Raw genomic sequence first — 21088 nt, forward strand, 5'->3', positions numbered from 1 at the left:
GGGCGCGCATGATAACAAGCGCGGGGGCGCTCGTGGGTACGGCACGCGCGGGCGCTGATGGTAGCATCGCCGCTCCCACCCTTCCCGCGTCCTCAAATGCTGAGCTATCGTCACGCCTTCCATGCCGGCAATCATGCCGATGTCCTCAAGCACACCCTGTTGCTCGAACTGCTCGACTACTACGGCCGCAAGGACAAGCCGTGGTGGTTCATCGACACCCATGCAGGGGCTGGCTGCTACGCGCTCGAGGGCGGCCAGGCGAGCACGACTGCGGAGTTCGTGGGTGGGATCGGACGCCTGTGGGAGCGGAGCGATCTCGCCGCGCCGCTCGCCAGCTATGTCGGGGCGGTGCGCCAGTTCAACCCGCATGGCGGGCTGTTGTTCTACCCCGGCTCGCCGGCGCTGGCGATGACCTGCGCGCGTGCCCAGGACCGACTGCGCTTGTTCGAACTGCATCCGGCCGACTTCGATGCCCTGCAGGAGACCTTCTCCGGCGAGGCGGAGCGGGTTCAGGTGCGCAAGGCCGACGGCTTCGATGCCCTTCGCGGCCTGCTGCCGCCGCCCTCGCGTCGCGCGGTGGTGCTGATCGACCCGCCCTACGAGGTGAAGCAGGACTACCGCCGGGTCGTCGATACCCTGCGCGACGCGATGAAGCGCTTCCCCGGCGGTACCTATGCGGTGTGGTATCCGCTGCTGAACCGGCCCGAGGCGAGGCAGTTGCCGGCGCGGCTGGCCGAACTCGGTGCCGACAGCTGGCTCGACGTGCGCCTCGTGGTGAAAAAGCCGGCGCGGGACGGTTTCGGCATGTTCGGCAGCGGGATGTTCGTGATCAACCCGCCTTGGGTGCTGCCCGAGCGGCTCGAAGCCTGCCTGCCGCAGCTGGTGCGCCTGCTCGGCGAGGACGAGGACGCCGGCTTCGACCTGGAGCACCGCATCGAATGAGCGCGGACCGCCTCGAGGCACTCCGGATGGCCCTGCGCGGCTTCGCCGCCGAACGCGAATGGGAGCCCTTCCACACCCCGAAGAACCTTGCGATGGCGCTCGCGGGCGAGGCCGGTGAGGTGATCGAGCACTTCCAGTGGCTCACTGCCGAGCAGTCGGCCGCGCTCGACCCCGCGCGGCGCGAGGAGGTCGCGCTCGAGCTCGCCGACGTGCTGCTCTATCTGGTCCGGCTGGCGGATGTGCTGGAGATCGATCTCGGCGCGGCGGCGGTACGCAAGATGGCGATCAATGCCGTACGCTATCCGGCGGAGCGTGCGCGTGGCCGCGCCGAAAAGTACGATCGTCTGTGATCCGCACAGGGGGAGCGCCTCACCGCCTCGCGCAGGCGCGGGGCGCAATGGGGCGCGCGCATCGGTCTTGATCCGGCTCATTGGGGGCCGGTAATTTTTCTGAAACAATACCGCGTTCGCTTTCCAGGATTTCCCCCGTGGAACTGAAACACATCAGCGGAATCGAGAAGGCCACCGAGCCCGGTCGCAGCGAGCTCTTCCGATTCGGCCTCGCGCTCCTCTTCATCGTCGGCGTGATGTTCTACTCCGTCCTCAGTAGCGGCGGCCAGGGCGGCATCTTGTTCGTCATGGCGGCGATGCTCGGGGGCTACATGGCGCTGAACATCGGTGCCAACGACGTGGCCAACAACGTCGGCCCCGCGGTCGGATCGAAGGCCTTGACGCTCGGCGGCGCGCTGGTCATCGCGGCGATCTTCGAGGCCGCCGGGGCGCTGATCGCAGGCGGCGAGGTGGTCAGCACGATCAGCAACGGCATCATCGATCCCGGGCTCATCGGCGACACGGCCACCTTCGTCTGGCTGATGATGGCGGCGCTGCTCGCGGGCGCGCTGTGGCTGAACATCGCCACCGCGGTCGGTGCGCCGGTGTCGACCACCCATTCGATCGTCGGCGCGGTGCTCGGCGCCGGAATGGCCGCAGCCGGCGCCGACATCGTCAATTGGGGCACGATGGGCCGCATCGCTGCGAGCTGGGTGATCTCGCCAGTACTCGGTGGCGTCTTCGCGGCGGCCTTCCTTTACGTCGTCAAGCGCAGCATCACCTACAAGGCCGACATGGCGGCGGCTGCGCGGCGGGTGGTGCCCTTGCTGGTGGCGGCGATGGCGTGGACCTTCACCACCTACCTGATCCTGAAGGGCCTGAGCCGTATGGTGTCGATAGGCTTCGGCGGCGCGGCGCTCGTCGGCGCGGTCGCCGCCATGCTCATCTACCTGCTCGTGCGGGCGCGGCTGGCGAAGATGGCGCTGCTCGCCAACACGAAGCAGGGTGTGAACCAGCTGTTCACCGTGCCGCTGATCTTCGCCGCCGCGCTGCTGAGCTTCGCCCACGGCTCGAACGACGTCGCCAACGCGGTCGGCCCGCTGTCGGCGATCGTCGACGTCCTCGCGCACGGTGGCGAGATCGGCGGCAAGGCGGCGATTCCGATCTGGGTGATGATGGTGGGCGCACTCGGCATCGTGTTCGGGCTGGCGCTGTTCGGCCCCAAGGTGATCCGCACGGTCGGCTCCGAGATCACCGAGCTCGACCAGATGCGCGCCTACTGCATCGCGATGGCGGCGACCCTGACGGTGATCGTCGCCAGCCAGCTCGGCCTGCCGGTCAGCTCGACCCATATCGCCGTCGGCGGTGTGTTCGGCGTCGGCTTCCTGCGCGAGTACCTCAAGAGCAACTATGCGCGCATGATCGAGCAGATCAAGGCCCACCATCCCTCCGACGACCTGGCCGCAATCGAGGCCTTCATCGCGCGTTTCGAGAAGGCCTCGGTGGAGCAGAAGGGCGAGCTGCTCCGCGACCTGAAGGAGCGTGCGAAGAAGGCGGAAGACCCTGCGCGCTTTTCCAAGGATGAGCGCAAGAAGCTGCGCAAGGTCTATCGCAAGGAACTGGTCAAGCGCTCGCAGCTGCTGCGCATCGCCGCCGCCTGGGTGATCACCGTGCCCGCGTCGGCGCTGATGGCGGCGCTGCTGTTCTTCACCATCCGCGGCATGATGCTGCCCTGAAGCCGGCGACCCGATGCGCTTCGGCGAACTCGCGCTGCTGCTCGCCCTCGGCCTCGCGCTGTGGTTCTGGCTCGACAGCCTCAAGGCACGCGAGGCCGGCGTGCGCGCGGCGCGATCGGCGTGCGAGCGCGAAGGGCTGCAACTGCTCGACGAAACGGTGGCAGGGCGCTCGGTCCGCCCCGCTCGCGACGACGACGGGCGCGTCACCCTCGAGCGCGCTTACGACTTCGATTATTCGCGCAGCGGGTACGATCGCTATCGGGGCTCGGTGGTGCTGCGCGGACGCGAGGTCGTGCTGGTCGATCTCGCCGCGCATCGCGCCGGCTGAGCGGCATTTTTTCCGGCCGCAGCGGCGCCGGCCGTGGCTTCGTCCTGATGCACGGCACCGCTCGCTCGTGCGCAGGATCCGCGCCGGGGCGACGCAGGCCTTGTCTTCAGACGCCGCGGCTGTCGATCGCGCGCAGGAATTCGCTGCGCAGCTGCGGCGAGGACTCGAAGCTCCCCGCGAAGGCCTGGGTGATGACGCGCTCGTCGCCGCGCCTGTCCTCGCCGAGAAGCAGGCACAGCTGCTCGGCCTCGATCACGCAGGCCGCACCCGCCGCCTGACCATTGCGCACGAGCACATCGACGATGTCGCGCGTCATCCACTCCTGGTAGGTGAAACGGTGGCCGACCGCGTCGACCAGGCGGCCGATGCGTCCGAATCCATGCAGCCGGCCGCCGGGGAGGTAGCCGACGTGGGCGACGCCGCGGAAGGGCACCAGGTGGTGGGGACACACACCGTGCACCGCGATTCCGCGCACCACCACCATGTCACGGCGCGGATCCTCGAAGCCCTCGCCGAGGGCTTCGGCGGGGTCCCGCTCGTAGCCGCCGAGCAGGCGCTTCTGCCAGAGCTCGCGTACCCGCAACGCAGTGCGCGCGGTGTGGGCGTTGTCGGGGGCGATGCCGCAGGCACGCAGGAGATCGCCCACCGCGCGCTCGAAGGCCGGCGCGTCGAAACTGCCGCTGCGGGGGATGCCGATGGCGTCGGAAGAGGTGGGCGGCGGATGGTCGTGGTCCTGCGGGTGATCGGAATTCATGCGCTTGCTCGGGCAGGAAAACGCTCGATGATACGCCGTCCGGCGCGTCCCAGCGGGGCGGGGCCGTTTCGCCCTCAGCCGAGGAAGACCGGGTCCGAGAACACCAGGGTGCCGTCCTTGCGCATCATCAGGTTGTCGGGGTTGAGGATGTCGGGCATGACCTGATAGGCCTCGACGAAGTCCGCCAGCGCCCGCAGCGCGTGCTCGATACTCTCGCCCACGCCGAGCGGGTTGAGGGTCAGGTGGAAGAGCGCGATGCGCCCCATGTCCGCGCCGAGCTGGGTCCATTGCTCGCACGCTGACCAGTAGAAGGCCGCCAGTCGCGCCGCGATCTCGGCCGCCGACGAGCCCTCGGCCAGCGGGTAGAGCCGCTCCATCTCGATCAGGTGCAGGGGGTAGCCCGAGCGGGCGCGGCCGATGATGCCGTGATCGCGGTAGATGCGCGGAAAATGCCTGCCGCGCGGACGGTCGTCGGCGGTGTAGAGGAAGTAGTCGGCGGGCGAGCTGGCGATCTTGTAAACGCGCTCGCCGTCGCCCTTGTCGATGACGACAGAATACTCGCCGCGACCGATCTCGCGCCTGCCGTCGAGCAGCGGATGGGCGGGGACCGGATCGGGCAATACCGCGGCCTCGCGACCGAATCGTGTACGCATCTGGGCGATGCCGATCATGGCGAGGCCTCCGGCGAAAAATCAGGCCATGATATTGTAGCCCGCATCGACGAAATGCACCCCGCCGCTGATCAGGCGGCCGGCGTCGGAAACGAGGAAGGCGGCGAGCGCGCCGACGTCCTCCGGCGTCACCAGGCTGTGCATCGGCGAACGTTCCACCGCGGCGGCCATCAGGTGATCGAAGCCGGCGATGCCGGACGCGGCGCGCGTCATCAGCGGGCCGGGCGACACGGCGTTGACGCGAATGTTCTTCTCGCCCAGCTCGGCGGCGAGGTAGCGGGTCGCCGCCTCGAGCGCGGCCTTGCACAGACCCATCACGCCGTAGTGCGGGATCACCTTCTCCGAGCCGAGATAGGTCATCGTCAGCAGCGTGCCGCCACCGGCCTTCTCGAGCAGGGGCTCGGCCTTCTTCGCCAGGCGCACGAAGGAGTGGGTGGAGATGTCCATCGCCATCGCGAAGCCGTCGGGCGAGCTGTCGACCACGCGCCCGTGGAGGTCGTCGCGCTTGGCGAAGGCCATACTGTGCACCGCGAAATCGAGCTTGCCATGGCGGGCCTCGATCGCGGCGAACACCGCATCCATCGTCTCGGGGCGGGTTACGTCCATCAACAGCACGTCCTCGACGCCGAGGCGGCGCACCACCGGCTCGATGAAGGCGAGGGTCTTCTCGTTCTGGTAGGTGACGACCAGTTTGGCGCCGGCGTCGATACAGGCTTCGGCGACGCCGGTCGAAATCGATTTTTCGTTGGCGATGCCGGTGATCAGTCCGACCTTGCCTTCCAGGCTGAAGATGGGGTTCATGCGTGCTCCGTTCTCGTGGATTGTGATGCTGCAATGCGGAAGAGCGAGCATGGTCGTGCCTTGCCCGCCATGTGTTGCGAATTGGCCGCTCGCGGGATGCCGATGCCGACCTTTCTGGATTATATTGCGCAATGCAACAAAACTTCGCGCCGCATTTCGCGGGCGCCTTTCGGAATGCTTCGACGATGACCGCTCACACCTATCTGTTCATGGATTTCGACGGCGTGACCCACCCCTGGGGCGGGGTCGAGGACTTCCGTTCGCTGCCGCTGATCGAGTCGGTGCTGCGGGACTACGAGGAGGTGCGCGTGGTCATCGCTTCCGACTGGCGCATGCTGTTCTCGCTGCCCCGGCTCAAGCGGCGCTTCTCGGAAGACATCCGCCTGCGGATCGCGGGTGTCACGCCGCACCTGATGCCCGGCCGTGACGGCGAACTCCAGGGCCTGCGCGAGCGTGAGGCGATGGCCTGGCTGGCGCACAATGCTCAAAGCGCCCAGCAGCCCGCCTGGTGCGCGCTCGATGATGCGCCCGGCAACTGGCCGACCCGGTCGCGCCTGGTGCTGACCGATTTCAAGCGCGGTTTCACCGATGAGGATGCCGAGGCCCTGCGCCGGATGCTGAGCGTCCTGCGCGGCAGCGCCCCGCTGAGCCCGAGCTCGCACCTTGTCTCGCTATGGGGCTGAGCGCGCTCGGCCGCGTCGTCGATTTGCTCCGCGTCGTGCCGGTCGGCACAATGAGCGCCCGATTCCTGCATGGCCCCTGCCGATGACCCCGAGTTCCGATTCCGTCCTGCCCGCCGACCCGATGCTTGCGCTCGCGTCCGCCGACGTCCAGCGCCAGGCCGCCCGCATGGCGCAGGACGCTTTTGCGCGCGTATTCAGGCTCAGCGTCGGTGACGAGGAGGGCGGGCGGCTGGCCGGTGTCGAGGAACTGCGCGCAGTGCTCGCTAACTGGGCGCAGGCCGGCGCAGACGAACAGGCGCGGGCGTTGCGCCTCGCACTGCTGCTGGCGGGCATGGACCAGTGGGGGCTCGCGTGGAGCCGCGCTTTCGGCCTGGTCGCGATCCCCGGCCTGAGCGAGCTGATCGGCGCGCTGCGCACCGGCCTCGATCCGCGGGCCGAGGCGCGCTTCCTGGCGCAGTTCGAAGCTCTGTCCGCGGCCGAGCAGAACGCGATCGACTTCAAGGTCGAGCTGCGCCGTGCGATCCACCTCGCCCTGTGGCACTCGTCGATCGTCAGCGAGTCGGGTGACGAGGCCCTACGGCTGGCCGGCGAACTCGGCAGCCTGCTGCTCGCGCTGGTGCGCGAGATGCCGGTCGCCGGCTGGCGCCTGGTTGCCGATGCGCTCGCCTTCATCCAGATCCGCTGCCTCGCCGACGGACTCGCCGCGGACGGCGTCGGCCGCGAGGCCACCCAGGCACTTTTCGCCAGCCTCGCGCGCGAGCTGCCGGCCGAGACGCGCGACCAGGTGATGGCGCACGCGACGCGCGCCGTGCTCGCCTGGCAGCAGGCCAGCCGGCCGCAGCCGACGGTGCACTGAGGGGTCGAAATGGCGCTCAAGGCCACCATCTACAAGGCGTCGATCCAGGTCGCGGACATGGATCGCAGCCACTACGGCGACTATTCGCTGACCATCGCCCGCCATCCGTCGGAGACCGACGAGCGCATGATGGTGCGTCTGCTCGCGTTCGCGCTCTACGCCGATCCCGCGCTCGCCTCGGCCAAGGGGCTGTGCGTCGACGACGAGCCCGATCTGTGGCAGCGCGATCTCACTGGCGCGATCGAGCGCTGGATCGACGTCGGCCAGCCCGACGAGAAATGGGTGCGCAAGGCCTGCGGTCGCGCCGACGAGGTGGTGGTGCTGAGCTACGGTCGCGCCGCCGGGGTGTGGTGGAGCGGGGTGCGCGACAAGCTCGCGCGCCAGAACAACCTCGTCGTGCTCAACATCGCGCCCGAGGCGGCGCCCGAGCTCGCGCGCCTGACCGGACGCAACATGCGGCTGCAGTTCACCATCCAGGATGGTCACGTCTTCGTCACCGACGGTAGCCACAGCGTCGCCATCGAGCCGCAGCGGCTGATGGCGCCGGCCGGGCGCTGAGCCGGCGGGCGAGGCGGGGCAATGAACTTCCTCGCTCACGCCTGGCTCGCCGGGCCGCATGCCGCCGACCGCGTCGGCGGCATGGTCGGCGACTTCGTCAAGGGCAGGCTCGCGCCGCTGCCGGCGGGCCTGACGCCTGAACTCGCCGACGGCGTGATGCTGCACCGCCTGATCGACAGCTTCGCCGACCGTCATCCCGCCTTCCTGCGCAGCCGGACGCGGGTGAGCAGTGTGCGGCGACGGGTGGGCGGCATCATGGTCGACATGTTCTACGACCATTTTCTTGCCCGCCACTGGGATCGTTTCAGCGCCGAGCCGCTCGCAGACTTCACCACCGCGCTCTACCGCGAGATCCTCGCCGGCGCGCACGCCCTGCCACCCTCCTTCCTGCCGGTATTCGAGCGCATGGCGGCCGATGACTGGCTGGCCGGCTATCGCGACGCCGCGCGGGTCGCCGACGCGCTCGACCGCATGGCGGTCCATCGCCTGCGCCGGCCCAATCCGCTCGCGGGCGCCGGCGAGGAGCTCGAACGTGACTATGCCGGCTTCGAGGCCGACTTCCTCGTCTTCCTGCCCGAGGCCGAGCATTTCGCGGCCTCGGTGCGGGCGTCGCGCGACGGCAGCCGGGGAGGCTGAGCCCCGCGACCGATCCGGGCGAGGTCCTCAGGGGGGGGGATTCAGAGCGGCCACAGCGGCGGCTCCTCCATCGCAGCAATCTGTTCGCGCAGCTCGAGCACCCGATCCTGCCAGTAGTGCATAGTGCCGAACCAGGGGAAGGCGGCGGGGAAAGCGGGGTCGTGCCAGCGACGGGCGATCCAGGCGCTGTAGTGGATCAGGCGCAGCGTGCGCAAGGCCTCGACCAGATGCAGCTCGCGCGCCGGGAAGTCCATGAAATCCTCGTAGCCGGCGAGCACCTCGGCCAGCTGCGCCGCCTGCTCGTGGCGCTCACCCGAGAGCAGCATCCACAGGTCCTGGACCGCCGGGCCGCTGCGGGCGTCGTCGAAGTCCACGAACTGGGGCCCGCCGCCGCCGTCGTCGTCCGGCAGCCAGAGGACGTTGCCGAGGTGGCAGTCGCCGTGCAGACGCAGCATGGTGAAGTCGCCCGCGCGCTCGAAGGCATGGCGCACGCCGGTGAGCGCGAGGTCGGCCACGCTGCGCCAGGCGGGCAGGAGCTCGGCGGGGATGAAGTCGTGCGCGAGCAGCCAGTCGCGCGAGGCCTCGCCGAACTCGGCGACGCCGAGCGTCGGTCGCGTTTCGAAGCGGCGACGCCTGCCGACCGCGTGGATGCGGCCGATGAAGCGACCGAGCCGCTCCAGGGTGCCGGGTGACTCGAGCTCCGGGGCTCGACCACCCAGTCGGGGCGTGATCGCGTAGCGCAGCCCGTCGAACTTCAGCAGGGGGGCGCCTCCGATCACGAGCGGCGCGGCGACCGGGATCTCCTCGTCCGCCAGTTCGGCGACGAAGGCATGCTCCTCGCGGATCTGGCGGTCGCTCCAGCGCACGGGGCGGTAGAACTTCACCACCCGCATCGGGCCGTCCTCGACGCCGAACTGGTAGACCCGGTTCTCGTAACTGTTGAGCGCGAGCAGGCGTCCGTCGGGCCGCTGGCCCGCGTGCTCGAGCGCATCGAGGATGCGGTCGGGGGTCAGGCCGGCGAAAGGCGTCTCGGACGGCCTGGAGGCGCTCACCCGGCTCAGCCTTCCCAGCGCTTCTTCGGCTTGTCGGCCGAGTAGGGCGCTCGCTCGCTACGGCGTTGATCGCCGCCCGCCCTGTCCGGGCCGGCTGCAGGCCTGCCGTAGCCGCCGGCCGGTTTGCCGAAGCCGCGCGGCTTGTCGGCGCCGCTGCCCCACTTGCCCTGGCCGCCGGCAGGCTTGTCACTCCAGGCCGGCCGCTCGCCATGACTGCGCGGACCGCGCCGTTCCCGGTCCTGCTCGCGACGGGAGTCGCCAGTCGGCTCTCCGCCTTCGCGGCGCGGGCGGCGCTCGGGCATGGTCGCCGCCTCGGCCTCGCTCAGCGGACGGATGTTGAGCTGGCACTGGCGCACGCGGGTGCGGCGCAGCGTCGCCAGCAGGTCATCGGGCAGGTCGGCGGGCAGTTCGACGGTGCTGAAATCGTTGAAAAGATGGATCTGGCCGATGAACTTGCCCTCGATGCCACCCTCGTTGGCGATCGCGCCGACGATCTCCTTCGGGCTCGCGCCTTGGTCGCGGCCGACCTCGATCCGGTAGCGAACTAGCGCGCCATCGGCGAAGGCGCGGCGGCGCTGCAGGATCTCGTCGCGATTGGGGCGGGGGGCGCGCTCGCGTGGCGCGGCGCCGCTGGTGAAGTGCTCGGGTCGCGGCGGGCGGCCGCCGCTGATCGTCGGCGCGGTGGCGATGTCCCAGCCACGGCCGGATTCCTCGATCTGCAGCGGACGCTCGCGCTGCGCCAGATAGGCCAGCGCGGCGGCGACTTCGTGCACATCGAGCTCGTTCTCCTCGAGCAGGTTGTTGACCACGCCCATGTAGAAGCCGAGCTCCTCGCTGGCGGCGGTTTCCACCACGAGGCGCTTGAACTGGGCCACACGCAGGTTGGTGACTTCCTCGGTGCTCGGCAGCGCGATCGGCGTGATCGGCTGGCGGGTCGCGCGCTCGATCATCTTCAGCATGCGCGTCTCGCGCGGCGCGACGAACAGGATCGCCGCTCCCTCGCGGCCGGCCCGGCCGGTGCGGCCGATGCGGTGCACATAGGCCTCGGTGTCGTAGGGGATGTCGTAGTTGATGACGTGCGACACGCGCGGCACGTCGATCCCGCGTGCCGCGACGTCGGTGGCGACGACGATGTCGAGCGCGCCGTTTTTCAATTGCTCGATGACGCGCTCGCGCAGGCCCTGCGTCATGTCGCCGTTGAGCGCGGCGGCGGCATAGCCGCGTGCGCTGAGCTTGTCGGCGATCTCGTCGGTGGCGAGCTTGGTGCGCACGAAGACGAGCGCGGCGTCGAAGTTCTCCTCGGCGTCGAGGATGCGGGTGAGCGCGTCGAGCTTGTCCACCCCGCGCACCAGCCAGTAGCGCTGGCTGATCTTGGCGACGGTCGCGGTCGCGGCGCGGATCTTGATCTCCTCGGGTTCGCGCAGGTGGCGACGGGCGACCTCGCGAATCACGCCCGGCAACGTCGCCGAGAAAAGCGCGGTCTGGCGGTTCTCCGGCGTGTGCTCGAGGATCCACTCGACGTCGTCGATGAAGCCCATGCGCAGCATCTCGTCGGCCTCGTCCAGCACCAGACTGCGCAGGCCGTCGAGCTTGAGGCTGCCGCGCTCGAGGTGATCCATGATCCGCCCCGGCGTGCCGACCACGACCTGCGCCCCGCGCGACAGCTGGCGCAACTGCACCACCATGCTCTGGCCACCGTACACCGGCAGGACGTTGAAGCCCTGCAGGTTGTGAGCGTACTTGGTGAACGCCTCGGCGACCTGGATCGCCAGTTCGCGCGTCGGAGTCAAGACCAGCACTTGCGGGTTGCGGTCGGCGAGGTCGAGCCGCGCGAGCATCGGCAGGGCGAAGGCCGCCGTCTTGCCGGTGCCGGTCTGGGCTTCGCCGAGCAGGTCGCGGCCGGCGAGCAGGTGCGGGATGCAGGCGGCCTGGATCGGCGAAGGGGTTTCGTAGCCGACGGCGGCGAGCGCGGAGAGCAGGGTGTCGGGCAGGCCGAGATCGGCGAAGCTGGCAGTGGGTTCGGTCATTTCGGGGTCCGGCAGATGGGCGAATGCGCCAATGATACGGCGCCGGAAAAAGAAAACGCGGCACAGGGGCCGCGAAATGAAAAAACGCGGCCCGAAGGCCGCGTTGTTCGATTCAGCTTGGGCTGAGAATCAGAGCGGGCGGATGTTGGCCGCCTGCAGGCCCTTCGGGCCGTTCTTGACTTCGAATTCCACGCGCTGGTTTTCGGCCAGGCTGCGGAAGCCCTTGCCCTGGATTTCCGAGAAGTGGGCGAACAGGTCGTCACCGCCGTTTTCCGGGGTGATGAAGCCGAAGCCCTTGGCGTCGTTGAACCACTTGACAGTACCGGTTTGAGTGCTCATTTGTGCGTTCCGTGTATAAGAAAATTGGGCCTGGGCCCGGGGTGCAGGAACGATCAAGAAACGTAATCAGGGGAATAACACCGGCACGCCACCGTGGTACGGAAGCGCTCTGGCAAACCACCAGGACAACCACTGCTTGAATCGACTGCAGGCGCACGATACACGGTTCTGCTACATAGTGGAAATTTATTTGATGGGATAATGCGAGCCCTCATCGAGTACTGGAACGCATATGCCCATTCAGTGGTTTCCCGGCCACATGGCCTCCGCGCGCAAGAAGGCCGCCGAGGCGCTCGCAGCGATCGACGTCGTCATCGAAGTGACCGACGCGCGTCTGCCGGAGGCGAGCAGCAACCCGATGATCGACGAGCTGCGCCGCTTCCGTAACCGCCCCTGTCTCAAGCTGTTGAACAAGGCCGACCTCGCCGACCCGGCGGTGACCCGCGCCTGGATGGATCACTACAACCGACAGCCCGGGGTCAGGGCGGTCGCGATCACCGCCAAGAACGCGGCGGAGGTCGCCCGCGTCCCGGTCCTGTGCCGCCAGCTCGCGCCGCATCGGGACGACGGTGTCAAGCCGCTGCGGATGATGATCATGGGCATCCCCAACGTCGGAAAATCGACGCTGATGAATGCGCTGCTCAAGCGCAAGGTGGCGAAGGTGGGCGACGAGCCGGCCGTGACCAAGCACCAGCAGACGCTGGATCTCGGGCCGGGCATGACGCTGACCGACACTCCGGGCATGATGTGGCCCAAGATCGCCTACGACGCCGACGGCTACATGCTCGCCGCCAGCCATGCGATCGGCCGCAACGCGGTGATCGACGAAGAGGTCGCGGCCTTTCTCGGCGCCATCCTGCTCGAACGCTACCCGGCCCTGCTCGCCGCACGCTACCGGCTCGACCCCGCGGGGCTCGACGGCCCGGCGCTGCTCGACGCGGTCGCACGGCGGCGCGGTTGCCTTCTCAAGGGCGGCGGTCTCGACCTGGAGAAGGCGGCGTTGATCCTGCTGGTGGACTACCGGAGCGGCGCGCTCGGCCGGATCAGCCTCGAGACGCCGGAGACGCGGGCCGCGATGATCGCCGCCGCACGGGCGGCCAGTGCCGCCGGCGAGCCCGAATCCGATCAGGCGATCGACGACGAGGAGGCGTGAGCCTCGGCGCGTCGAGGCTCGAGTCCGCTGTCGACCGCCCGCGTTCAGCGGTTTCGATGGTCTCAGCGGCCCTCGACCGCAGGTGCGATCTCGATCCAGGGCTTCCACTGCCCGCACGCGTTGCGCGGCCCGCGCAGCGAGCCGTGCCAGGGGCCTTCGTTGCAGCGGCCGCGGTCGTTCGCCGGATCGAGCTCGATCGCGACGCCGTCGGCGCCCAGCCGACGCGCTCCGCCCCAGCGCTCGCAGCTCGGGCAGCGGCGCAGTTCGGCGAGCTCGAAGGTGGATGGACTGCTCATCGGCGACACGTGAGGGAGTGGGCGAAGGCGCGCCGCGAATGCCGGATCGGACCGGGCGCACTGATCGAAGGCGGTGTGATCAGGCCGATCATAGCGACACCGCCAGCCGCGCGCGAGGCCCGGATCCCGCTGCCGCAGGAGGACCCTTTGCTATCATCATCGGCATGAAGAATTCGCGATCACGCTTCCTCGACGTGCGCGGCCTGCGATATCACCTGCGCGAGTGGGGCGAGCCGGGGGCCGACCGGCTCTTCCTGCTCCACGGCTGGATGGACGCCTCGCCGTCCTTTCAGTTCATGGTCGATGCGTTCGCCCGCGACTGGCATGTGATCGCGCCCGACTGGCGCGGCTTCGGCCGCAGCGAGTGGCGTGGCGACTGCTACTGGTTTCCGGACTACCTGGCCGACCTCGATGCGATCCTCACCGCCGAATCGCCCGCGGTGCCGGCGCGCCTTATCGGCCACAGCATGGGGGGAAACGTCGCTCTGCTTTACGCCGGCGTCCGTCCGACGCGGGTGGCTGCAGCGGTCTCGCTCGACGCCTTCGGCCTGGCCGACCGCGCGGCCGAGCAGGCGCCTGCACGCTATGCCCAGTGGCTCGACGAACTGGCTGCGCCGGCGGTGTTCCGCGCTCATGCCGACCCCGCCGCGCTGGCCGCTCGATTGCAGCGCGACAACCCGCGACTGGATGCGGGGCGTGCTGCCTGGTTGGCGGAGAACCTCGGCGTGCAGACGGCGGAGGGCTTCCGTATTGCAGGTGATCCGGCCCATCGGCGGGTCAACCCGGTGCTTTACCGGCGCGCCGAGGCGGAGGCCTGCTGGCGGCGGATCCTGGCGCCGGTGCTGTGGATCGAGCCCGAGCAGGGCGCGCTGCGCCGCCGCCTCGGCGTGTCGGACGCGGCCCACGATGCGGCGAGGGCGTGCTTTGCCCGGTTGGAGGTGGAGGAGGTCGCCGACGCCGGGCACAATCTGCACCATGACCAGCCCGCGGTGATCGCCGGGATCATCGAGCGCTTCCTGCTGTCGAATGAAAGCGGGGCTCTCGCGAGTATCCAAGCATGAATGTCGACCTGCACAGCCACTCCACCGTCTCCGACGGCTGGCTCACGCCCGAAGCGCTGGTGCGTCGCGCGCACGCGAACGGCGTCGATCTGATGGCGCTGACCGATCACGACGAGCTCGGCGGTATCGATGCCGCCGCGGCCGAGGCGGCGGTCTGCGGCATCGGCTTCGTGCCCGGGGTCGAGGTCTCGGTGAGCTTCGTCGGCGAGACGATCCATATCGTCGGCCTCGGCGTGGATCGAACCGAGCCCGGTCTGGTGGCGGGCCTGCAGTCGGTGCGCGCCGGACGCGAGGCGCGTGCGCAGCGGATGAGCGAGGCGCTGGAGAAGGTGGGCATCGTCGGCGCCTTCGAGGGCGCGCGCGCGTTGGCCGGCAATCCCGCGATGGTCGGGCGTGCCCACTTCGCCCGCTTCCTGGTGGCGAGCGGGCTGATGCCCGATGTACGCACCGTGTTCGATCGCTATCTCGCGCGCGGCAAGCCGGGTTTCGTGCCGCACGAGTGGGCGAGCCTTGAAGATGCGGTGGGTTGGATCCGCGGCGCCGGCGGCGTGGCAGTGGTCGCCCACCCGGCGCGTTACCGCCTGTCGGGTGCCGACATGTCGAGGCTGTTCGAGCGCTTCGTCGCCGCGGGCGGGGAGGCGGTGGAGGTGGTGTCGGGCGCGCATTCCGAAGCGGAAATGCGCCGCTTCGCCACGGTCGCACGCCAGCGCGGCCTGCTCGCCTCGCAGGCCTCGGATTTTCATGGCGAGCAGGAGAGTCCGGTCGACATCGGGCGTTGCAACCCGCTGCCGCCCGACCTCGTTCCGGTGTGGTCGCGCTTCGTCTGAGACCGTCCGCCTTCACCAATGTCGGTCGCCAAGGTCCTTAACGCCAATCCTCATCCATCAAGAACCCGAAAATGGCCCAGTTCTTTTCCGTTCATCCCGAGCAGCCGCAACCGCGACTGATCGCACAGGCTGCGCAGATCATGCGCAACGGCGGCCTCGTCGCGCTGCCGACCGACTCCGCCTACGCGCTCGCGTGCACCATGGGCGACGCCGACGTGCTCGAGCGCATACGGCGCATCCGCCAGGTCGATGCGCGCCACCATTTCACCCTGGTGTGTCGCGACCTGTCGGAGATCGCCACCTATGCGCGGGTCGACAATACCCAGTACCGCCTGCTCAAGGCGACCACTCCCGGCCCCTACACCTTCATCCTGGAGGGCACCAAGGAGTTGCCGCGCCGGCTGCTGCATCCGAAGCGCAAGACGATCGGCCTGCGCGTGCCGCAGCACGCGGTGGTGTCGGCGCTGCTTGCCGAGCTGGACGAGCCGATGCTGACCTCGACCCTGCTGCTGCCGGGCGAGGACCTGCCGCTCACCGATCCGGAGGAGATCCGCGAGCGGCTCGAGAAGCAGGTGGATCTGGTGATCGAGGCCGGTTTCTGCGGGCCGGAGGCGACGACCGTGATCGACCTCACCGGCGGATCGCCCGTGCTGGTGCGCGCCGGGCGCGGCGACCTGTCGCCCTTCGGTCTGGAGGCGGAGTGAGCACGTCGCGGTCTGCTAGAATGGCGCGTTATCCTCAGACGCTGACATGGACTCGCTGATCCCCACCCTGGCCATCTGGGCCCTGCCGGTACTGCTCGCCATCACCCTGCACGAAGCGGCGCACGGCTACGTGGCGAGGCATTTCGGCGATCCCACCGCCCACCTCGCCGGCCGCATCACGCTCAATCCGCTGCGCCACATCGATCCGGTCGGCACCGTGCTGGTGCCGGCGGGCATCCTCGCGCTGAGTTCGCTGTTCGGCGGCGGCGGCATCCTGTTCGGGTGGGCCAAGCCGGTGCCGGTGAACTTTTCCCGGCTGCGCAATCCGAAGGCCGACATGCTGTGGGTGGCTGCCGCCGGCCCGTTCACCAACCTGGTGATGGCAATCGGCTGGGCGATCGTGTTCAAGTTGGCGGTGGCGCTGCAACCGGGCGACTTCACCGTGCCGATGCTCAGGATGGCCGACGCCGGCATGCAGATCAACGCGGTGCTGATGATCCTGAACCTGTTGCCACTGCCGCCGCTCGATGGCGGCCGCATCGCGGTGAGCCTGCTGCCGAACCGGCTCGCGTGGCGCTTCGCCCAGATCGAACCCTACGGTTTCCCGATCCTGTTGGTGCTGCTGTTCACCGGCCTGCTCGGCGCGATCCTGTGGCCGCTCATCGCAGGCTTTCGCTTCCTGCTGTCGACGCTGTTCGGCTTCTGATCCGGCATGGACGTGCAGCGATCCCGGCGTCGAGCGGTGACACGCTGATGAGCGAACAGATCGAACTCGCGCCGGCCGAGCCGCCGGCCCTCGCCGACGCCGTCGCGCGCCTGTACGGCGAGCCGATGCTCGAGATGCCGAAAGACCTGTATATTCCGCCGGACGCGCTGCAGGTCATCCTCGAGGCCTTCGAGGGGCCACTCGACCTGCTGCTGTACCTGATCCGCAAGGCCAACCTCAACGTCCTCGACATCCCGATGGCGCCGCTCACCGCGCAGTACCTCGAGTACGTCGAAGCGATGCGGGCGAGCAACCTCGAACTGGCGGCCGAGTATCTGCTGATGGCGGCGATGCTGCTCGAGATCAAGTCGCGCATGCTGCTGCCGCGGCCTCCGCGGGAGTCCGCCGAAGAGGAGGACCCGCGCGCCGAGCTGGTGCGACGCTTGCTCGAGTACGAGCAGACCAAACTCGCCGCGGCCCAGCTCGATGGCCTGCCGCGCGCCGAGCGCGACTTCGAATGGGTGAGCGTGTTCGTCGCCGAGAAGCTGGTGGAGCGCCTGCCCGAGGTGAGCCTGCACGACCTGCAGCTGGCCTGGCTGCGGATCATGAAGAAGGCGAGGCTCAACCAGAGCCACCGCGTCGGTCGCGAGCAGCTGTCAGTACGCGAGCACATGACGTCCATCCTGCGCAAGCTGTCGGACGGAGGCTTCGTCGCCTTCGACGCGCTGTTCGAAGTGGAGCTCGGCCCGCCCGGACTGGTGGTGAGCTTTCTCGCGGTGCTCGAACTGGTCAAGGAACGGCTGGCCGATGTGACCCAGAACGAGGCTTTTGCGCCGATCTACGTGAAGCTCGCCGATGGGGGGCGGGACGATGGCTGAGGCCGGCACCCCGCTGCACTTCCAGCGCATCCTCGAGGCGGCGCTGCTGGCGGCGCCAGTGCCGCTGCCGGTGACGCAACTGCGCCGGCTGTTCGACGAGGATCCGGGGCCCGACCTGGTGCGCCGCCTGCTGGATGAGCTGCGCGCCGAGTGGCAGACGGCGGGGCGCGGCGTCGAGCTCGTGCAGTTGGCGAGCGGCTGGCGCTTCCAGACCCGGCCCGAGTATCAGGTCTATCTGGACCGGCTCAAGGAGGAGAGGTCGCCGCGCTATTCGCGCGCGGTAATGGAGACGCTGGCGATCATCGCCTACCGCCAGCCGGTGACGCGCGGCGACATCGAGGACATCCGCGGCGTGGCGGTATCGCCGAACATTCTGAAGACACTCGAAGCGCGCGGCTGGATCGACGTCGTCGGCCACCGTGACACCCCGGGGCGGCCGGCGCTGTTCGCGACCACCCGGCGCTTCCTCGACGACATGGGCTTGCGCAGCCTCACCGAGCTGCCTGCGCTGACCGAAATTGAAAGGATCATGGATCTTGTCGACACCACACAAATCGAAGCGTCCGCTCCGTCCGCCCCAGAACAGGAGTGAGTCCGGGGCGCGCGACGAGCGCAGCGCCGCGCCGCGCGGATCGGGTGCGCGCGAGCGCCGCGAGGACGAACCGCTGAGGCGGCCCGATGCACATCAATCGGCGCTCGGCCGCCCGGCGTCCGGCGAGCAGGGGCGACGCCCGCGCGCCGGCGGTCGCGGCCGGGCGCAGACGCAGACCCTTACCGAGCCGGAGCGGCTGCAGAAGGTGCTCGCCCAGGCGGGGATCGCGTCGCGGCGGGAGGTCGAGGAGCTGGTCCTCGCCGGGCGGATCTCGGTCAATGGCGAGCCGGCCTCGCTCGGACAGAAGATCGGCCCGGGCGACCGCGTCAAGCTCAACGGCAAGCTGATTACGCTCCATTTCGCCCAGCGCACGCCGCGTGTGCTGATCTACCACAAGCCGGAAGGCGAGATCGTCTCGCGCGAGGACCCCGAAGGCCGTCCGACCGTGTTCGAGCGCCTGCCGCTGATCAACAAGGGGCGCTGGCTGGCGGTGGGCCGGCTCGACTTCAATACCTCCGGTCTGCTCCTGTTCACCAACGACGGCGGGCTCGCCAACCGGCTGATGCACCCGCGCTACGAGCTCGAGCGCGAGTATGCGGTGCGCGTGCTCGGCCAGCTCGACGAGGCGCAGGCGAAGTCGCTGGTCGACGGCATCCAGCTCGAGGACGGTGTGGCGCGCTTCAATCACCTGCTCGACGCCGGGGGTGAGGGCGCGAACCACTGGTACCGGGTGACCATCACCGAAGGCCGTAACCGCGAGGTGCGGCGCATGTTCGAGGCGGTCGGCCTCACCGTCAGCCGCCTGATGCGGGTGCGGTATGGCACCGTCGAGCTGCCGGCACGCCTCAAGCGTGGCATGTGGATGGAGCTGCCCGAGGCCGAGGTGTGCGCGCTCGCCGGCCTGCCGGCGCCGCAGCGGCAGCAGACGCCGCGCGACAAGAAGCCGGCCAAGCTGCATCGGACCACGCCCAGGGCGGGTTGAGTCGGACGCGGGCGCGAAGTCTGCGCAGATGCCGGGCCGGATCAGTGCAATTGCTGATTTGCCCGGCTGTCGGTTCTTGCGCTATACTCCGGCGGCTTTGATAGAGACGTTTCGGCAGGGCGGTGCAGATGCGCCCGGCGAGAATCGTCCTGCATCCGTTTGAAGTTGATCTTGAATGATCTGGAATGGGCGTTTCGCCCATTTTTTATTTGTGTCCTTGGGTGGCGAGCATGCGCGCAGGCATCGTTGAACTGATCGAACAGGTAGTGACCGGACTCGGCTACGAGCTGGTGGATTTCGAGCTCTCGCCGAGGGCTCGGCTGCTGCGCGTGTTCATCGACATCGAACGCGGGATCACGGTCGACGACTGCGCCACCGTCAGCAATCAGCTGCAGCGCGTGTTCGAGGTCGAGAACGTCGATTACGACCGCCTCGAGGTGTCCTCGCCCGGCCTCGACCGGCCTTTGAAGAAGCTCGCCGACTTCGAGCGCTTCGCCGGTCACGAGATCCAGCTGCGGCTGAGCCTGCCGGTGGACAATCAGCGCAATTTCCTTGGCGTGCTGCAAGGGGTCCGTGACGGCGCGGTGACGCTGACGACCGAGAAAGGGGAGCTGTCTTTCCCCTTCGAAGATATCGAAAAGGCACGTCTTGTTCCCAAATTCTGAGAATCCGGAGTGGAGGTTTTCCTGAAATGAGCCGCGAGATCCTGCTGCTTGTTGATGCTTTGGCGCGTGAGAAGAACGTCGCCAAGGACATCGTGTTTGCCGCGCTCGAATCCGCGCTGGCCTCCGCCACCAAGAAGCGTATCCACGACGATGCCGACGTGGTGGTCAATATCGATCGCGAGACGGGCGACTACGACTCCCGTCGCCGCTGGCTGGTGATGCCCGACGAGGAAGTGAGCAACGACGAGGCCGAGATGGGCATCATCGATGCGCGCGAGCTCGACCCCAAGATCGAGCTCGGCGACTACATCGAGGAAGAGCTCGAGCCGATCGACTTCGGTCGCATCGGCGCCCAGGCCGCCAAGCAGGTCATCCTGCAGAAGATCCGCGACGCCGAGCGCGAGCAGATCCTCAACGATTTCCTCGAGCGCAAGGAATTCCTCGTCTCGGGCTCGATCAAGCGCATGGAGCGCGGCAGCGCGATCATCGAGGTCGGCCGCATGGAGGCGGTGCTGCCACGCGATCATCAGATCCCGCGCGAGAACCTGCGTGTGGGCGACCGCGTCAAGGCCTATCTGCTGAAGATCGATCGCGGCGCGCGCGGCCCGCAGCTGATCCTGTCGCGCACCGCACCCGAGTTCCTGATGAAGCTGTTCGAGCTGGAAGTCCCCGAGATCGAGGACGGTCTGCTCGAGATCAAGGCCTGTGCCCGCGACCCCGGCATGCGCGCGAAGATCGCGGTCAAGTCGAACGACCCGCGCATCGACCCGATCGGGACCTGCGTCGGTCTGCGCGGCTCGCGCGTGACCGCGGTGCGCAACGAGGTCGGCGGCGAGCAGATCGACATCATCGTGTGGGCGGCCGATCCCGCGCAGTTCGTGATCGCGGCCCTGCAGCCTGCCGAGGTGGTGTCGATCGTGGTGGACGAGGAGGCGCACGCGATGGACGTGGTCGTCGACGAGAACAACCTCGCGATCGCGATCGGGCGCAACGGCCAGAACGTCAAGCTGGCCACCGAACTCACCGGGTGGTCGATCAACCTGATGAGCGAGCAGGAGTCGGCCGAGCGCGCCGAGCATGAGCAGCAGGCGCTGCGCAGCCTGTTCATGGCCAAGCTCGACGTCGACGAAGAAGTGGCGGACATCCTGATCGAAGAGGGCTTCTCCTCGCTCGAGGAAATCGCCTACGTGCCGCTGGCCGAAATGCTGGAAATCGAGGCCTTCGACGAGGAAACGGTGAATGAGCTGCGCAACCGCGCGCGCAACGTGCTGCTCACCGAGGCCATCGTCACCGAGGAGCAGCTCGAGAACGTGTCCGAGGACCTGCTCGAACTCGACGGCATGGAAAAGTCCCTTGCCGCGGCGCTGGCGCAGAAGGGCATTCGCACCCGGGACGAACTGGCCGACCTTGCGGTCGATGAGCTGGTCGAGATGGTCGGGATGGACGAAGAACGAGCCAAGGCGCTGATTTCGGTCGCACGCGCCCACTGGTTCGAAGAATGACGGGAGGTCA

The 21088-nt window shown here is 68.5% G+C and carries 25 protein-coding genes; 18 read left to right on the forward strand and 7 right to left on the reverse strand.

Going from position 1 to position 21088, the window contains the following annotated elements:
• The first annotated feature begins 96 nt into the window (after window positions 1-96).
• From BB334_RS08885 to BB334_RS08900, 4 genes are all read left to right on the forward strand, one after another.
• Complete coding sequence (locus BB334_RS08885; RefSeq protein WP_068807333.1) at window positions 97-942, forward strand: 23S rRNA (adenine(2030)-N(6))-methyltransferase RlmJ; 846 nt, start codon at window positions 97-99, stop codon at window positions 940-942.
• Window positions 939-1292, forward strand: a complete 354-nt coding sequence (locus tag BB334_RS08890) for a nucleotide pyrophosphohydrolase (RefSeq protein WP_068807336.1) — start codon at window positions 939-941, stop codon at window positions 1290-1292. Before BB334_RS08885 ends, BB334_RS08890 begins: the two co-directional genes overlap by 4 nt.
• 137 nt (window positions 1293-1429) lie before the next feature.
• Window positions 1430-3007, forward strand: a complete 1578-nt coding sequence (locus BB334_RS08895; RefSeq protein ID WP_068807339.1) for an inorganic phosphate transporter — start codon at window positions 1430-1432, stop codon at window positions 3005-3007.
• 13 nt (window positions 3008-3020) lie between these two features.
• Window positions 3021-3335, forward strand: coding sequence for a DUF3301 domain-containing protein (locus tag BB334_RS08900; protein ID WP_068807342.1), 315 nt, complete (start codon window positions 3021-3023; stop codon window positions 3333-3335).
• A 106-nt stretch (window positions 3336-3441) separates the two neighbouring features.
• Here BB334_RS08900 and folE read toward each other — a convergent pair whose 3' ends face one another.
• The 3 genes from folE to fabI form a co-directional block, all read right to left on the reverse strand.
• A complete protein-coding gene (gene folE, locus BB334_RS08905; protein WP_068807345.1) occupies window positions 3442-4089 on the reverse strand; it encodes a GTP cyclohydrolase I FolE in 648 nt (215 codons plus the stop codon).
• A 74-nt stretch (window positions 4090-4163) separates the two neighbouring features.
• On the reverse strand, window positions 4164-4760 hold the full coding sequence (locus tag BB334_RS08910; RefSeq protein WP_068807348.1) for a hypothetical protein: 597 nt from the start codon (window positions 4758-4760) through the stop codon (window positions 4164-4166).
• 21 nt (window positions 4761-4781) lie between these two features.
• Window positions 4782-5561, reverse strand: a complete 780-nt coding sequence (gene fabI, locus BB334_RS08915; protein ID WP_068807351.1) for an enoyl-ACP reductase FabI — start codon at window positions 5559-5561, stop codon at window positions 4782-4784.
• Window positions 5562-5746: 185 nt separating this feature from the next.
• On the opposite strand from fabI, the gene BB334_RS08920 reads away from it, so the two are divergent.
• The 4 genes from BB334_RS08920 (at window position 5747) to BB334_RS08935 (ending at window position 8294) form a co-directional block, all read left to right on the forward strand.
• The gene (locus tag BB334_RS08920) at window positions 5747-6244 is read left to right on the forward strand and encodes an HAD domain-containing protein (protein WP_068807987.1); all 498 of its coding nucleotides are present in this window, start codon (window positions 5747-5749) and stop codon (window positions 6242-6244) included.
• Between the two features lie 82 nt (window positions 6245-6326).
• Window positions 6327-7100 carry a hypothetical protein gene (locus BB334_RS08925; protein ID WP_068807354.1) on the forward strand — a complete coding sequence of 258 codons (774 nt, stop codon included), beginning with the start codon at window positions 6327-6329 and terminating at the stop codon, window positions 7098-7100.
• A gap of 9 nt (window positions 7101-7109) precedes the next feature.
• A complete protein-coding gene (locus BB334_RS08930; RefSeq protein ID WP_068807357.1) occupies window positions 7110-7658 on the forward strand; it encodes a YaeQ family protein in 549 nt (182 codons plus the stop codon).
• Window positions 7659-7679: 21 nt separating this feature from the next.
• Window positions 7680-8294, forward strand: a complete 615-nt coding sequence (locus tag BB334_RS08935) for an acyl carrier protein phosphodiesterase (protein ID WP_068807360.1) — start codon at window positions 7680-7682, stop codon at window positions 8292-8294.
• A gap of 41 nt (window positions 8295-8335) precedes the next feature.
• Here the strand turns inward: BB334_RS08935 and BB334_RS08940 are convergent, their stop codons facing one another.
• The 3 genes from BB334_RS08940 to cspE all read right to left on the reverse strand — a co-directional run bounded on the left by BB334_RS08940 (window position 8336) and on the right by cspE (window position 11712).
• Window positions 8336-9346 carry a serine/threonine protein kinase gene (locus BB334_RS08940; RefSeq protein ID WP_198531212.1) on the reverse strand — a complete coding sequence of 337 codons (1011 nt, stop codon included), beginning with the start codon at window positions 9344-9346 and terminating at the stop codon, window positions 8336-8338.
• A 5-nt stretch (window positions 9347-9351) separates the two neighbouring features.
• Window positions 9352-11373 (reverse strand): DEAD/DEAH box helicase, encoded by a 2022-nt coding sequence (locus BB334_RS08945; protein ID WP_068807366.1) that lies wholly within the window; start codon window positions 11371-11373, stop codon window positions 9352-9354.
• A 129-nt stretch (window positions 11374-11502) separates the two neighbouring features.
• Window positions 11503-11712, reverse strand: coding sequence for a transcription antiterminator/RNA stability regulator CspE (gene cspE, locus BB334_RS08950; RefSeq protein ID WP_068807369.1), 210 nt, complete (start codon window positions 11710-11712; stop codon window positions 11503-11505).
• 232 nt (window positions 11713-11944) lie between these two features.
• Between cspE and ylqF the strand changes: the two genes are divergently transcribed.
• Window positions 11945-12865: a ribosome biogenesis GTPase YlqF gene (gene ylqF, locus BB334_RS08955; protein ID WP_068807372.1), complete on the forward strand. Its 921-nt coding sequence runs from the start codon at window positions 11945-11947 to the stop codon at window positions 12863-12865.
• A 62-nt stretch (window positions 12866-12927) separates the two neighbouring features.
• Here the strand turns inward: ylqF and BB334_RS08960 are convergent, their stop codons facing one another.
• Window positions 12928-13161: a hypothetical protein gene (locus BB334_RS08960; RefSeq protein WP_068807375.1), complete on the reverse strand. Its 234-nt coding sequence runs from the start codon at window positions 13159-13161 to the stop codon at window positions 12928-12930.
• A gap of 164 nt (window positions 13162-13325) precedes the next feature.
• Between BB334_RS08960 and BB334_RS08965 the strand changes: the two genes are divergently transcribed.
• The 9 genes from BB334_RS08965 (at window position 13326) to nusA (ending at window position 21078) form a co-directional block, all read left to right on the forward strand.
• The gene (locus tag BB334_RS08965) at window positions 13326-14222 is read left to right on the forward strand and encodes an alpha/beta fold hydrolase (RefSeq protein ID WP_068807378.1); all 897 of its coding nucleotides are present in this window, start codon (window positions 13326-13328) and stop codon (window positions 14220-14222) included.
• Entirely contained in the window at window positions 14219-15049 is an 831-nt protein-coding gene (locus BB334_RS08970; RefSeq protein ID WP_068807381.1) for a 3',5'-nucleoside bisphosphate phosphatase, read from the forward strand. Before BB334_RS08965 ends, BB334_RS08970 begins: the two co-directional genes overlap by 4 nt.
• A 71-nt stretch (window positions 15050-15120) precedes the next feature.
• Window positions 15121-15753: an L-threonylcarbamoyladenylate synthase gene (locus BB334_RS08975; protein ID WP_068807384.1), complete on the forward strand. Its 633-nt coding sequence runs from the start codon at window positions 15121-15123 to the stop codon at window positions 15751-15753.
• 46 nt (window positions 15754-15799) lie between these two features.
• Window positions 15800-16459: a site-2 protease family protein gene (locus BB334_RS08980; protein ID WP_068807387.1), complete on the forward strand. Its 660-nt coding sequence runs from the start codon at window positions 15800-15802 to the stop codon at window positions 16457-16459.
• A gap of 47 nt (window positions 16460-16506) precedes the next feature.
• Window positions 16507-17337: a segregation and condensation protein A gene (locus BB334_RS08985; protein ID WP_068807389.1), complete on the forward strand. Its 831-nt coding sequence runs from the start codon at window positions 16507-16509 to the stop codon at window positions 17335-17337.
• Window positions 17330-17929: an SMC-Scp complex subunit ScpB gene (scpB, locus tag BB334_RS08990; protein ID WP_068807393.1), complete on the forward strand. Its 600-nt coding sequence runs from the start codon at window positions 17330-17332 to the stop codon at window positions 17927-17929. Before BB334_RS08985 ends, scpB begins: the two co-directional genes overlap by 8 nt.
• Window positions 17874-18911 (forward strand): 23S rRNA pseudouridine(2605) synthase RluB, encoded by a 1038-nt coding sequence (gene rluB, locus BB334_RS08995; RefSeq protein WP_068807396.1) that lies wholly within the window; start codon window positions 17874-17876, stop codon window positions 18909-18911. The genes scpB and rluB overlap by 56 nt, the downstream gene beginning before the upstream one ends.
• Window positions 18912-19141: 230 nt before the next feature.
• Window positions 19142-19576 carry a ribosome maturation factor RimP gene (rimP, locus tag BB334_RS09000; protein WP_068807399.1) on the forward strand — a complete coding sequence of 145 codons (435 nt, stop codon included), beginning with the start codon at window positions 19142-19144 and terminating at the stop codon, window positions 19574-19576.
• 26 nt (window positions 19577-19602) lie between these two features.
• Window positions 19603-21078, forward strand: coding sequence for a transcription termination factor NusA (nusA, locus tag BB334_RS09005; RefSeq protein ID WP_068807402.1), 1476 nt, complete (start codon window positions 19603-19605; stop codon window positions 21076-21078).
• Window positions 21079-21088: the final 10 nt, after the last annotated feature.

This window comes from Thauera phenolivorans (assembly GCF_001696715.1).
GTDB classification, from domain to species: Bacteria; Pseudomonadota; Gammaproteobacteria; order Burkholderiales; family Rhodocyclaceae; genus Thauera; species Thauera phenolivorans.

Bases quoted from the DNA above. Each gene is read 5' to 3' on its own strand.
- BB334_RS08885 (WP_068807333.1), top strand. From the start codon at position 97: ATGCTGAGCTATCGTCACGCCTTCCATGCCGGCAATCATGCCGATGTC.
- BB334_RS08890 (WP_068807336.1), top strand. From the start codon at position 939: ATGAGCGCGGACCGCCTCGAGGCACTCCGGATGGCCCTGCGCGGCTTC.
- BB334_RS08900 (WP_068807342.1), top strand. From the start codon at position 3,021: ATGCGCTTCGGCGAACTCGCGCTGCTGCTCGCCCTCGGCCTCGCGCTG.
- folE (WP_068807345.1), bottom strand. From the start codon at position 4,089: ATGAATTCCGATCACCCGCAGGACCACGACCATCCGCCGCCCACCTCT.
- BB334_RS08910 (WP_068807348.1), bottom strand. From the start codon at position 4,760: ATGATCGGCATCGCCCAGATGCGTACACGATTCGGTCGCGAGGCCGCG.
- fabI (WP_068807351.1), bottom strand. From the start codon at position 5,561: ATGAACCCCATCTTCAGCCTGGAAGGCAAGGTCGGACTGATCACCGGC.
- BB334_RS08920 (WP_068807987.1), top strand. From the start codon at position 5,747: ATGACCGCTCACACCTATCTGTTCATGGATTTCGACGGCGTGACCCAC.
- BB334_RS08925 (WP_068807354.1), top strand. From the start codon at position 6,327: ATGACCCCGAGTTCCGATTCCGTCCTGCCCGCCGACCCGATGCTTGCG.
- BB334_RS08930 (WP_068807357.1), top strand. From the start codon at position 7,110: ATGGCGCTCAAGGCCACCATCTACAAGGCGTCGATCCAGGTCGCGGAC.
- BB334_RS08935 (WP_068807360.1), top strand. From the start codon at position 7,680: ATGAACTTCCTCGCTCACGCCTGGCTCGCCGGGCCGCATGCCGCCGAC.
- BB334_RS08945 (WP_068807366.1), bottom strand. From the start codon at position 11,373: ATGACCGAACCCACTGCCAGCTTCGCCGATCTCGGCCTGCCCGACACC.
- cspE (WP_068807369.1), bottom strand. From the start codon at position 11,712: ATGAGCACTCAAACCGGTACTGTCAAGTGGTTCAACGACGCCAAGGGC.
- ylqF (WP_068807372.1), top strand. From the start codon at position 11,945: ATGCCCATTCAGTGGTTTCCCGGCCACATGGCCTCCGCGCGCAAGAAG.
- BB334_RS08960 (WP_068807375.1), bottom strand. From the start codon at position 13,161: ATGAGCAGTCCATCCACCTTCGAGCTCGCCGAACTGCGCCGCTGCCCG.
- BB334_RS08965 (WP_068807378.1), top strand. From the start codon at position 13,326: ATGAAGAATTCGCGATCACGCTTCCTCGACGTGCGCGGCCTGCGATAT.
- BB334_RS08970 (WP_068807381.1), top strand. From the start codon at position 14,219: ATGAATGTCGACCTGCACAGCCACTCCACCGTCTCCGACGGCTGGCTC.
- BB334_RS08975 (WP_068807384.1), top strand. From the start codon at position 15,121: ATGGCCCAGTTCTTTTCCGTTCATCCCGAGCAGCCGCAACCGCGACTG.
- BB334_RS08980 (WP_068807387.1), top strand. From the start codon at position 15,800: ATGGACTCGCTGATCCCCACCCTGGCCATCTGGGCCCTGCCGGTACTG.
- BB334_RS08985 (WP_068807389.1), top strand. From the start codon at position 16,507: ATGAGCGAACAGATCGAACTCGCGCCGGCCGAGCCGCCGGCCCTCGCC.
- scpB (WP_068807393.1), top strand. From the start codon at position 17,330: ATGGCTGAGGCCGGCACCCCGCTGCACTTCCAGCGCATCCTCGAGGCG.
- rimP (WP_068807399.1), top strand. From the start codon at position 19,142: ATGCGCGCAGGCATCGTTGAACTGATCGAACAGGTAGTGACCGGACTC.
- nusA (WP_068807402.1), top strand. From the start codon at position 19,603: ATGAGCCGCGAGATCCTGCTGCTTGTTGATGCTTTGGCGCGTGAGAAG.